The sequence below is a fragment of the Isoptericola sp. NPDC056134 genome (genome assembly GCF_042264825.1).
GTDB lineage: Bacteria > Actinomycetota > Actinomycetes > Actinomycetales > Cellulomonadaceae > Isoptericola > Isoptericola nanjingensis.
The window spans coordinates 1-11,976 of the sequence record NZ_JBHJVM010000041.1 but is presented as its reverse complement, the minus strand read 5'-3'; the positions used below and the strand labels follow the sequence as shown (position 1 = coordinate 11,976).

The 11,976-nt window shown below is 73.9% G+C and carries 8 protein-coding genes and 2 pseudogenes; 7 read left to right on the top strand and 3 right to left on the bottom strand.

What is annotated here, in order from left to right:
• Positions 1 to 219: 219 nt before the first annotated feature.
• The 3 genes and pseudogenes from ACFCZN_RS20655 to gap all read left to right on the top strand — a co-directional run.
• Positions 220 to 363, top strand: a pseudogene (locus ACFCZN_RS20655) (response regulator transcription factor); the annotation flags it as partial.
• Positions 364 to 392: 29 nt separating this feature from the next.
• Positions 393 to 1,364: a GlxA family transcriptional regulator gene (locus ACFCZN_RS20650; RefSeq protein ID WP_430558002.1), complete on the top strand. Its 972-nt coding sequence runs from the start codon at positions 393 to 395 to the stop codon at positions 1,362 to 1,364.
• A gap of 105 nt (positions 1,365 to 1,469) precedes the next feature.
• Positions 1,470 to 2,468 (top strand): type I glyceraldehyde-3-phosphate dehydrogenase, encoded by a 999-nt coding sequence (gene gap / locus ACFCZN_RS20645; RefSeq protein WP_430558001.1) that lies wholly within the window; start codon positions 1,470 to 1,472, stop codon positions 2,466 to 2,468.
• Between the two features lie 23 nt (positions 2,469 to 2,491).
• Here gap and ACFCZN_RS20640 read toward each other — a convergent pair whose 3' ends face one another.
• From ACFCZN_RS20640 to uxaC, 3 genes are all read right to left on the bottom strand, one after another.
• Entirely contained in the window at positions 2,492 to 4,639 is a 2,148-nt protein-coding gene (locus ACFCZN_RS20640; RefSeq protein ID WP_430558000.1) for an alpha-glucuronidase, read from the bottom strand.
• 81 nt (positions 4,640 to 4,720) lie between these two features.
• Positions 4,721 to 5,854, bottom strand: a complete 1,134-nt coding sequence (locus ACFCZN_RS20635) for a mannonate dehydratase (RefSeq protein WP_430558003.1) — start codon at positions 5,852 to 5,854, stop codon at positions 4,721 to 4,723.
• A 110-nt stretch (positions 5,855 to 5,964) separates the two neighbouring features.
• Positions 5,965 to 7,383, bottom strand: a complete 1,419-nt coding sequence (gene uxaC / locus ACFCZN_RS20630; RefSeq protein WP_430557999.1) for a glucuronate isomerase — start codon at positions 7,381 to 7,383, stop codon at positions 5,965 to 5,967.
• 180 nt (positions 7,384 to 7,563) lie between these two features.
• Here uxaC and ACFCZN_RS20625 point away from each other — a divergent pair, with 180 nt between their 5' ends.
• The 4 genes and pseudogenes from ACFCZN_RS20625 to ACFCZN_RS20610 form a co-directional block, all read left to right on the top strand.
• The gene (locus tag ACFCZN_RS20625; RefSeq protein WP_430557998.1) at positions 7,564 to 8,631 is read left to right on the top strand and encodes a LacI family DNA-binding transcriptional regulator; all 1,068 of its coding nucleotides are present in this window, start codon (positions 7,564 to 7,566) and stop codon (positions 8,629 to 8,631) included.
• Positions 8,628 to 10,109, top strand: a complete 1,482-nt coding sequence (locus ACFCZN_RS20620) for a mannitol dehydrogenase family protein (protein WP_430557997.1) — start codon at positions 8,628 to 8,630, stop codon at positions 10,107 to 10,109. The genes ACFCZN_RS20625 and ACFCZN_RS20620 overlap by 4 nt, the downstream gene beginning before the upstream one ends.
• A 324-nt stretch (positions 10,110 to 10,433) precedes the next feature.
• Entirely contained in the window at positions 10,434 to 11,750 is a 1,317-nt protein-coding gene (locus ACFCZN_RS20615; RefSeq protein WP_430557996.1) for an ABC transporter substrate-binding protein, read from the top strand.
• Positions 11,747 to 11,976: pseudogene (locus ACFCZN_RS20610) on the top strand (ABC transporter permease); the annotation flags it as partial. The gene ACFCZN_RS20615 and the pseudogene ACFCZN_RS20610, both read left to right, overlap by 4 nt.

Sequence of the window (11,976 nt, the reverse complement as noted above, 5' to 3'; positions counted from 1 at the left end):
AGATAGAGAAGGGACGGACCGAAGCCGCTTTCGGTCCGTCCCTTCTCTATCTCGCGGGTCCGGCTTCTCTATCTCGGCGTGCCGGTGACGGTGTCGGCGCTCGAGGCCGTGCGCGCCGCCGTGCGCGGGGACGCGCTGCTGTCGCCGGCCATCACGCGCCGGCTGATCAGCGAGTTCGTGGCCCGCCCCCCGGACGCGATCGTCCCCGACGGCCTCGACCTGGTGCTCAGCCCGCTCACCGCGAAGACGCACGTCAGCCGGGCCATGACCAAGCTCGGCGCCCGCGACCGCGCCCAGCTCGTCGTGTTCGCGTACGAGTCGGGGATCGTCTCCCCGCGCTCGCGTCCCGCCGGCCGCGCGTAACCGCGCCCGCGCTGCCTACGCTGCGTCCTGTGCCGGAAACGTCCGACCCGCCGGAACGCCGCCGCCGCGTCGCCGTCCTCGTGCTGGAGGGCGCCAAGCCCCTCGACGTCGGCATCCCCGCGCAGGTCTTCACGACGCGCCCGAGCATGCCCTACGAGGTGCGGGCCTGCGCCGCGGCTCCCGGGCTCGTCGCCGGCGGGGACGGGCTCTCCTACCACCTGGACCACGGCCTCGAGGCGCTGGCCTGGGCCGACGTCGTGTTCCTCCCCGGGTACCGGCACCCGGACCGCGACGACCCGCCGCCCGCCGTCGTCGACGCGCTCCTGGCCGCGCACGACCGCGGCGCGCGACTGGCCGCCATCTCGACCGGCGCGTTCGCGCTCGCGGCCACCGGCCTGCTCGACGGACGACGCGCCACGACGCACTGGCACTACACGCGAGCGCTGGCGGCCAAGCACCCGGGCGTGCGGGTGGACGAGAACGTGCTGTTCGTCGACGAGGGCAGCGTGCTCACGTCGGCGGGCGCCGCGTCGGGCATCGACCTGTGCCTGCACGTGCTGCGAGGCGACCTGGGGGTGGCGGCGTCGAACCACGCGGCCCGCCGCCTCGTCGCGGCGCCGTACCGCAGCGGCGGCCAGGCGCAGTACGTGCCGCGGAGCGTGCCCGAGCCGCTCGGCGAGCGGTTCGCCGCCACCCGCGAGTGGGTGCTGCACCACCTGACCGAGGACCTCACCCTCGAGGACCTGGCCCGGCACGCGGCCGTCTCGCCGCGCACCTTCTCGCGCCGGTTCGCCGACGACACCGGATACACGCCGATGGCCTGGGTGCTGCGGGTGCGCGTGGACGTGGCACGGGAGCTGCTGGAGCGCTCGGAGCGCAGCGTCGAGCAGGTCGCCGCCGACGTCGGGCTGGGGACGGGCGCGAACCTGCGCGCGCACTTCCGGCGCATCCTCGGCACGACGCCCAGCGAGTACCGGCGCACGTTCGCCCGCGGGGAGTGAGGCCCTCCCCGGGCGTGGCGAGATCCTTGCGGACCGTGGCGCGCGCGCCGGTGTTCTGCCCGTGCGACGGCGGCGAGCCTGGTGGCGACACGGAAGGAGGGTCACATGACCCGCATCGCCATCAACGGGTTCGGCCGCATCGGGCGCAACGTGGTCCGCGCGCTGCTCGAGCGCGGCAGCGACCTGGAGCTCGTCGCCGTCAACGACCTCACCGAGCCCGCCGCGCTCGCCCGGCTGCTCGCCTTCGACAGCACCGCCGGGCGCCTGGGCCGCCCGGTCACCGCCGAGGACGACGCGATCGTCGTCGACGGTCACCGCGTCGCCGTGCTGGGGGAGCGCGAGCCCGGCACCCTGCCGTGGCACGAGCTCGGCGTCGACGTCGTGCTCGAGTCCACCGGCCGCTTCACCTCCGCCGCCGCGGCACGCGCCCACCTCGACGCCGGGGCGCGCAAGGTGCTCGTGAGCGCGCCGTCCGCCGGCGCGGACGTCACGCTCGCCCCCGGCGTCAACACGGGCGCCTACGACCCGGCCGCGCACACGATCGTCTCCAACGCGTCGTGCACCACCAACGCGCTCGCGCCGCTCGCGTCCGTGCTCGACGACCTCGCCGGCATCGAGCACGGGTTCATGACCACCGTGCACGCCTACACCCAGGAGCAGAACCTCCAGGACGCCCCGCACCGCGACCCCCGCCGCGCCCGCGCCGCCGCCGTGAACATCGTGCCCACCACGACCGGCGCCGCGAAGGCGATCGGGCTGGTGCTGCCGCGCCTCGACGGGAAGCTCTCGGGCGACTCGATCCGGGTGCCGGTGCCGGTGGGCTCGATCGTCGAGCTGAACGCCGCCGTCGCGCGCGACGTGACGCGCGAGGACGTGCTCGCCGCCTACCGGGACGCCGCACGGGGACCGCTGGCCGGGGTGCTCGAGTACTCCGAGGACCCCCTGGTGTCGTCGGACGTCACGGGCAACTCGGCGTCGTCGATCTTCGACTCCCTGCTGACGCGCGTCGACGGCCGGCACGTGAAGGTCGTGGCCTGGTACGACAACGAGTGGGGCTTCTCCCACCGGGTGGTCGACACCCTGGAGCTGCTCGCCGCGGGCTGACCCGGGCACGTCGGCCGCTCGGCTCAGAAGATCGTGCGGCCGTGGGCGTCGGGGATCCCGGACTTCCGCAAGAAGTACGTGTTCAGCTGGTCGCGCCACTCGACGGCCGACCGCAGCTGCTCGGCGAGGCGCTCGCGGACGCGGGCGTCGACGTCGGCCGGGAGCGCGCCGGGGACGAGGTCGGCCAGCGACTCCCACGCCGCGACGGCCTCGCGCACCCGCTCGACGCCCGCGAAGTGCGTGTCGTAGACGTGCTGGACCACGGTGACGCCGGAGCGCAGCACGTGCGTGTACGGCACGTGGTGGAAGAACAGCAGCAGCTCGTCGGGGCAGGTCGCGAGGTCCTCGTAGACGTCACGCCAGGGCTCCGGGTACTGGCCCGTGAACCCGGTGCCGGTGGCCCGGGTGCGGTCCACGCCGATGCCGTCGCGGTCGGCGAAGTGGTAGGTGCCCCACGGCGTGTACTCGTAGCCGTCCACGTCCGGGCCGTAGTGGTGGCCGGGGCGCACCATGAACCCGACGCCCAGCGGCGCGGTGTACGACTCGTAGGTGCGCCACGAGCCGTCGAGCACCGCGTGCAGCGCCTCGCGGACCCGCGGCTCGAGGCCGCCGTCCGGGCCGGCGAAGGTCAGCCCGACCCACTCGTCGAGGATGGCCGCGGGGTCGAGCGTCGGGTCCCACGCCAGCCGCCCGAAGGCGTACAGGTTCGCCTGCGCCAGCGGGTGGCCGGTCCAGAACCGGTCGTCGCCCACGTTCGAGACGGCGGCGATCCCGCCGCCCCCGGCGTCCGCGACGGCGGTCGGCGCGGACGGGCCGCGCCCGGCGACGACGTCGCGCACCGCGGCACCGTCCTCGCCGGCTCCCCAGGGCCGGAAGCCGAGGTTCTCGCTCCACCAGGGGGCGAGGTAGCACGCGTGCCGCTGCTGGCCCGTGTACTCCTGCGTCACCTGCAGCTCGAGGGCCAGCCGGGTGGCGGGCATCCCCGCGAGGACCGGCGAGACCGCCTCGCGCGTCTGGAAGTCGATCGGGCCGTGCTTGACCTGCACCACCACGTTGTCCGCGAACCGGCCGTCCAGCGGCGCGAAGTGGTCGTACGCGGCGCGGGCGCGGTCGGTGGTGCGGTCGCGCCAGTCCTGCGTGTGGTCGTAGACGAACGCCCGCCAGTGCACGACGCCGTCGTGCGGCGCGACCGCCTCGGCCAGCAGGTTGGCGCCGTCGGCGTGGTCGCGCCCGTACGCGAACGGGCCCGGCTGGCCCTCGGAGTCGGCCTTGACGACGAACCCGCCGAAGTCCGGGATCGTCGCCCAGACGCGGTCGGCGGCGGCGCGCCACCAGGCGCGGACGTCGTCGTCGAGCGGGTCGGACGTCGGCAGGCCGCCGAGCGTCATCGGCGCGGCGAAGCTCACCGCGAGGTGCGTGCGCACGCCGTAGGGCCGCATCGCGGCGGCGATGCGCGCGACCTCCGGCAGGTCGTCGGTGAGCAGGCGTGCCTCGCGCGCGTGCACGTTGACGTTGTTGATGCAGACCCGGTCGACGCCCGTCGCGGCGAGCAGGCGCGCGTAGGTCGTGACGCGGGACAGGTCGTCGCGCACCCGGCCGTCGGCGTAGAAGATCGACCCGCCCGAGTACCCGCGCTCGACCTGCCCCATCACCGGGTGCACGTCCACGTTGTCCCAGTGGTCCAGCACGCGCAGCGCGAACGCGGGGGCGTGCCGCTCGTCGACGTCGGGCCCCGTGAACGCCGTCTCGCCGTGCCGCACCACGTGGAACCAGCCGTGCAGCAGCGCCGTCGGCGTCTCGGCCGTGACGGTGACTCGGCCGCCGTCCCGCACGATCCGGAACCCGTCGCCGCCCGAAGTGTCAGGGCCGCGTGCAGGAAGACGTGCACCTGGCCCTGACACCTCGTGGACCAGGGCGAGGAGGAGGTCGGGGGAGCCGTCGGGGTCGACGACGGCGCCGCCGTGGGCCGCGGTCGCGCGCTCGAGCTCCGCGCGCAGCGTGGCCACGACCTGGGGGGAGCTGTCAGAACCAGGCGGTGCCACACCGCCGCGCTGTGGCTCTGCCAGCTCGGGTGTGCCGACCGCCACGCGGCGGCGGCCGGCGGCGGCCAGCGCGCCGTCGGGCAGCCAGGCCGGGTGCGGTGCGGGATCGACAACGATTTCGGAAGTCACCGGCGGGCCCCTCGGGTCGGTGGTGGGAGGTGGAGAGAGGCCGCGGGCCCGGGACGACGGCGTCCGGGCCCGCGGAGGTGCTCAGCGGTCGGTGGGGGCGGTGTAGCGGAACGCGTCCCACGCGCCGAGCAGATACTGGATGCCCAGCGCGCGGTCGTACAGGCCGTAGCCGGGGCGGGGCTTGTTCGTGGTGTTCTCGTCCCAGAGGTGGCGGCCGTGGTCGGGGCGGACGTAGCCGGTGTACCCGGCCTCGGCGTACGCCTTCATGATCCCGGTCGTGTCGACGTCGCCCTCGCACGCCCGGTGCCCCACCTCCGTGAAGTCGCCGTTCGGGAAGTGCTTGATGTTCCGCACGTGGGTGAAGTGGATGCGGTCCATGAACCGGCGCACGGTGTCCGCGGCGAGCGGCGCCTGCGCCGGGTTCGCCGAGAAGCTGCCGAGGCACAGCGTGAGGCCGTGGTTCGGGCTCGGGTGCAGGTCCAGCACGCGCTGCAGGTCGTCCGGCGTCGACACGACGCGCGGCCAGCCGAAGACGTCGAACGGCGGGTCGTCCGGGTGCACGCCCAGCTTGATCCCGGCCTCCTCCGCCACCGGGACCACCGCGTCGAGGAAGTACCGGTAGTTCGCGTACATGTCCTCGTGCGTGACGCCCTCGTACGCGGCGTTGAGCTCGGTGAAGCCCGCGAGCCGCTCGGGCTCCCAGCCGGGCAGCGTGAGGCCGTGCGACCCGGCCTCCATGTCGGCGATGAGGCCCTCGGGCGTCATCCGGTCCACGACCGCCTTCTCGAAGAACAGCGCGGTCGAGCCGTCGGGCAGCGGATGCCACAGGTCGGTGCGCAGCCAGTCGAAGACGGGCATGAAGTTGTAGCAGACCACCTTTACGCCGGCCCGGCCCAGCCGCCGGAGCGTCGTCACGTAGTTCTCGATCGCCTCGTCACGGCTCAGCCCGAGGACGGTGCGTCCCAGCTTGATCGACTCGTGCACGTTGACGGACTCGACCACCTCGGCGTCGAGCGTGCGGGTCACGCCGCGGGCCCGGGCCTCGTCGGAGAGCCCGGAGATGCGCGCCACCTCGGCGTCGATCTCCTCCTGCTCCCACACCTCGCCGGCCTGCTTGTGATGCAGGCTCCACACGATCGTCTCGACACCGGGGATCTGCCGGACGTGGTCCAGCGTGACCGTGTCGTTGCCCTCGCCGTACCAGCGGAAACCCATCTTCACTGCGTGACTCCTCGTGCTCGTCGTCCTGCCCCTCCACCTGCTGTGAGCGGGCGTCTGGCCCCGTTCTCGACGTCCGTCCGGGCCAAACGCCCGCTCGCAGCGGTTCAGGGGCGGGAGTAGGCCGCCTGGGGCAGGCGGTAGGTCAGATCGGTGGCCACGTCGACCGCCTCGTCCAGGTCGAGGCGGTGCTCGGCCACCAGGCGGGCCAGGTAGCCGGCGTCGACGCGCCGGGCCAGGTCGTGCCGGGCCGGGATGGAGCAGAACGCGCGGGTGTCGTCCACGAAGCCGCTCATGTTGCTGAACCCGGCCGTCTCGGTCGCCGCCTCGCGGAACCGCCGCATCGCGTCGGGGGCGTCGAGGAACCACCACGGCGCGCCGAGCCGCAGCGACGGGTAGACGCCGGCCAGCGGCGCGAGCTCGCGCGAGTACACGTCCTCGTCCACCGTGAACGCGATCATCCGGAAGCCCGGGTGGTGGCCGAAGGCGTCCAGCACGGGGCGCAGCGAGTGCGTGAACTCGGTGACCACCGGGATGTCGTAGCCCTTGTCCGGGCCGAACGCGGCGAACGGGGCGCTCGCGTGGTCGCGTAGCACGCCGGGGTGCAGCTGCATCACGAGGCCGTCCTCCGCCGACATCGCGGCCATCTGGAACAGCATGTGCCCGCTGAACGCCTGCGCCTCGGCGGCCGTGACCGTGCCCGCGAGGGCCTTGTCGAGGATGCGCGCGGCCTCGGCGTCGTCCAGCGGCGTCGTGTCGGCGTACAGGTGGCCGTGGTCGGTGGCCCGCGCGCCCGCGGCGACGAAGCGCTCGCGCTGCGCGCGCAGGGCCTCGAGGTAGCGGTCGTACGACGTGACGTCGACGCCGGCCGCCTCGCCGAGCTGCTCGACGTCGTCGCGCCAGGTCGCGCGGTCGACGTGCAGCAGGGGGTCGGGCCGGAAGGTGGGCAGCACGCGGTCGCCGTAGCCGTCGGCGGCGAGCTTCGCGTGCGCGTCGAGAGTCGCCCAGGCGGGGTCGGTCGTGGCGATGACCTCGATGTTGAAGGCGTCGAGGAGTGCGCGGGGGCGGAACTCCTGCTCGGCGAGGCGCGCGGCCACCTGGTCGTACAGGGCGTCGGCGGTCTCGGCCGACGGGCGCTGCGTGACGCCGAAGATCTCGACGAGCACGTGCTCCAGCCAGTAGCGGGTGGGCGTGCCGCGGAAGTGCTTCCACCCGGCGCAGAACCGGCGCCAGATCTCGCGCGGGTCGGTCTCGACGGCCTCGTCGTCCGTGGATCCGACGCCGAGGCGGGGCAGGGTCTCGCCCTGGGAGACCAGCATCCGCGTGAGGTAGTGGTCGGGCACGACGACGAGCTGGGCCGGGTCGCCGAAGGGCGCGTCGTCGGCGAACCACTCGACCGGCACGTGGCCGTGCATCGAGACGATCGGCAGGTCCTGCACCGCGGCGTAGATCTCGCGGGCCAGTACCCGGGATCCGGGGTCGGCGGGCAGCGCCCGGTCGGGGTGCAGGGTCCAGCGCTCGCTCACAGGAGCTCCTCAACGTCGAGACGGGATGCGAACGTTTGCATCGTAGCCTGCCGACTGCCGAGCACGGAATCCCCAAGGCATTCGCGGCCGGGGGCAGACACGACGAGCCGGGATGTGCGACGATCTGGCAAACGTTCGCATCGTCCGGGTGCGAGCGGCGGGCTCGAGGAGACGGTGGTCGTGGTCACGGTGCACGACGTCGCGCGGGCGGCCGGCGTGTCGATCTCGACGGTCTCGCGCGCCCTGACCGACCCGCAGCGGGTCGCCGTGGCGACGCGCGACCGGGTGACGTCCGCGGCGCGCGAGCTCGGCTACCGACCCAACCGGGCGGCCAGCGTGCTCCGCGCGGGACGGTCCGGAGCGCTCGGGCTCGTGGTGCCCGACCTCGCCAACCCCTACTTCGCGGCGATCGCCAAGGGCGCCCAGGCCCAGGCGCGCGAACGCGGCGTCGGGCTCTTCGTCGTCGACTCCGACGAGGATCCCGAGCTCGAGACCGAGGCCGTCTCGGGCCTGGCTCCGCAGACCGACGGCATCATCCTGTGCTCGCCGCGCGCGGTGGAGCGCACCGTCGAGGCGCTCGAGGGGCGACCGGTGGTGCTGGTCAACCACCATGTCGACGGGCTGCCGTCGGTCGTCGCCGACCACGAGGCGGGCATGCTGCGCACCCTCGAGCACCTGCGGGCGCTGGGCCACGCGAAGGTCGCCTACGTGGGCGGGCCCGCCCGCTCGTGGTCGGACAGCCGCCGCCGCGCCGGCCTGCGTGCGGCCGCCGCGCGGCTGGGTGACGTCGAGCTCGTGGAGCTCGGGCCGCACCGGCCGCAGGTCGCGGGCGGGCACGCGGCGGCGGACCTCGTCGTCGCCACCCGCGCGACGGCGGTCGTGACCTTCAACGACCTCGTGGCCGCCGGCCTGGTCGAGCGCCTGCGGGTGCGCGGCCTCGACGTGCCCGGCGACCTGTCCGTGGTCGGCTGCGACGACGCGTACGTCGCGGAGCTCCTGGCCCCGCCCCTCACCACCCTGCGGACCGACCTCCGCGACTCCGGCCGCGTGGCCGTCGACCGCCTGGTCCTGCGCCCGGGCAAGGACGACGGCGCCCTGCAGGGCGACGTGACGCTCCCCGTCGAGCTCGTCGTCCGCGGATCGACCGCACCCCCGCGCGCCGCGGCCCGCCCCCGACGCCCCCTGACCACCCCGACCGACACGGACGCACCACCCCGGCGACGCCGCCGGACGACGGAGGAACCATGACCGACCGCCTGCACCGCTCCCACCTGCCCGCCCGTCTCGAGGCGCCGGTGACCCCCGACCAGGTGGGCATCGTGCACCTGGGGATCGGAGCGTTCCACCGGGCGCACCAGGCGGTGTTCACGGAGCTGGCCGCCCGCGCCACGGGGGACCGCCGCTGGGGCATCCTCGGCGTCACACAGCGGTCGGCCTCCGTGCGCGACCAGCTCCGGCCGCAGGGCGGCGCCTACTCGGTGCTCACCGCGGGCACGCACGGGACCCGGCTGGACCTGGTCGGGGCGGTGCTCGACGTCGCCTGGCCGGCGGAGGAGACCACGCGGGTGCTGGAGACGATCGCGGCGCCCACGACCCACGTCGTGACGCTGACCGTCACCGAGAAGGGGTACGCCCGCGGCGCGGACGGCGGGCTCGACGTCGAGCGGGTGCGCCCGGACCTGGACGCCCTCGCCGCCGGCGACGCCGCCGTCCCGGGCGCGACGGCGGTCGGGCTGCTCGTGCGCGGGCTCGCGGCCCGGTGGCGTGCTGCGGAGGCAGCGGGGGAGCGGCGCCCGATCACCGTGCTGACCTGCGACAACATGGTCGACAACGGGCACGTCCTGGGGCGGCTCGTGGGCGAGGCGGTGGACGCGGCGCTCCCGGGGGAGCAGGGCGACGGGCTGCGGTCATGGCTGGCGACCGACGTCGCGTTCCCGTGCTCGATGGTGGACCGGATCGTGCCCGCGACGACGCCCGCGCAGCGGGACGCGGTGGAGCGCGAGCTCGGCGCCCGCGACGAGGGCCTCGTCGTCGGGGAGCCGTTCCGCCAGTGGGTGATCGAGGACCGGTTCGCCGGCCCGCGCCCCGCCTGGGAGGAGGCGGGCGCGACGTTCACCGACGACGTCGCACCCTGGGAGCAGGCCAAGCTGCGCCTGCTCAACGGCACGCACTCGCTGCTCGCGTACGCGGGTCGGCTGGCGGGACACGCGACGCTCGCGGAGGCGGTGACCGACCCCGTGCTGCACGAGCGCGCCCGCGCCTTCATGCTCGACGACGCGCTGCCGACGCTCACCCCGCCCGACGGCGCCGACCTGCGCGCGTACGCGGAGTCGCTGCTGGAGCGGTTCGCCAACCCGGCCACGGGCCACACCACGGTCCAGGTGTCGATGGACGGCACCCAGAAGATCCCGTTCCGCTGGGGCGGCATCGTCGCGGACCGGCTCGCGGCGGGCGCGGTCCCGGCCGGCGCGGCGTTCGCGCTCGCGGCGTGGAGCGAGGTGGTGCGCCGGGAGGCGGCCGCCGGCCGGCTCGTCGACGACCCGCGGGCGCAGGAGCTCGCCGACGTCGTGGCAGGGGCCGGGGACGGTGATCCGGCGGCCGCGGCCCCGGCCGACGTCGCGCGGGCGCTGCTGGCGCTGCCGGGCCTGCTGCCGGAGGGCGTCGGCACGGACGCCGGGCTCGTGGACGCCGTGCTGGCCCAGGTGCCGGAGCTCGCGGAGGTCTGAGCCCGAGGAAACGTGGGCGTGCGGGGCGGCGGCCCCTCTCTCCTGCGGGTTCGTCGGACGGCGCCGCCGCCACGTAGGCTGCCGGCCGGATGTGAGCGATCACACGTGTGCGGGTCGCCGGGGCGCTCGCCGGGCCGCGACGGGTCGTCGCCGCGGGGACACGTCAGGGCTCGTTGCGAGATCGTGATGTGACTCGGAGCACCCCGGGGCTGGACAACGCTTACCGAATCCTGTTTTATCGATTCAGTCGGCAGCCGTACGAGGGGTCAACGGGGCGTCCTCGTCGCCGACGATCGTGGACGATCGACGAGCGAGGAGGCTCACATGAGGATCACGCGGAAGGCCGCCGGCGCGGCCGCGGCGGCGGTCGCCGTCGCCCTCACCCTGACCGCCTGCGGGGGCGGCGCCGACCCTGCGGAGCCGGGCTCCGCGGAGAAGGTGAGCACCGACGAGGACATCACCATCTCGCTCGCCTGGTGGGGCGAGCCCGCCCGTGCCGAGATGTACGAGAAGGCGGTGGACCTCTTCGAGGAGAAGCACCCCAACATCACGGTGCAGACCCAGTTCCAGGACTGGGACGGCTACTGGACCGCGCGCGCCACCGAGGCCGCGGGCGGCGCCCTGCCGGACGTCATCCAGATGGACCTGTCCTACCTGCGCCAGTACGGCGCCACGGGGCAGCTCCTGGACCTGGGCGGCCAGGTGGGCGTCAACCTGAACACCGACGGCGTGGAGGACTCGCTCCTCACCTCCGGGCAGATCGACGGCGCGCAGTACGGCGTCCCGACGAGCACCAACACGCTCGCCACGTTCTACAACGCCGACCTGCTCAAGAAGGTGGGCGTCGAGCCGCTCGCCGAGGGGTACACCTGGGACGACTACAGCAAGTGGATCGAGAAGGTCACCGAGGCGGGCGCCGGCGAGGACCCGGCCCTGTACGGCGGCGGCGACTTCACCGCGACGTTCTGGTTCTTCCTGCAGTGGCTCATCCAGCAGGGCGTCGAGCCGTTCAGCGAGGACGGCAAGCTCAACTTCGACGAGGCGCAGATGACCGAGTGGCTGAACCTGGGCCAGGGGCTGCGCGACTCCGAGGCGATCTACCCGATCAAGAAGAACAAGCAGCTGGAGCCGCTCGGCGGGTTCCACGTCAACGAGGTCGCGTCCGAGTCGACGTGGGACAACTTCCTGGCGGGCTACGTGGCCGAGTCCGGCGAGGACATCCAGATGCTGCCGATCCCGTCCGGCGAGAACGGCCCGTCGCAGTTCTGGAAGCCGTCGATGCTGCTCTCCGCGTCCGCGCAGACCCAGCAGCCGGAGGCGTCCGCGGCGCTCATCGACTTCCTCATCAACGAGCCCGAGGTCGGCAAGATCTTCGGCACCTCGAAGGGCGTGCCCGCCGTCCAGGCGCAGATCGACGCGATGGACGTCGAGCCCGGCTCGGTGGACGAGCAGGTCGTGAAGTACGAGGAGCAGGTGGCGGACGTCGTCACCGAGCCCGCCCCGGTCCCGGTCGAGGGCTTCGGCGAGATCGAGGCCGAGTTCAAGCGCCTCGGTGAGGAGCTCGGGTACGGCAACATCACCGTCGACGAGTTCGTCACCCAGTGGTTCTCCTTCGCCGACAGCGCGGTGAAGCAGTCGTGACTGCGGTGACCTCGGGCACCACGCTCGACACCGCTCGGGGGACGCAGAACGCGTCCCCCGAGCGGGGGCGCGCCAAGCGCCGCCGTGAGGCGGGTGCGGGGTTCGCGTTCTTGTCGCCGTGGTTGGTGGGTTTCGTGGTGTTGACGGCGTTCCCGATGGTGGCGTCGTTGTATCTGGCGTTCACGGACTATGACTTGTTCCGGCCGCCGTCGTGGGTCGGGATCGA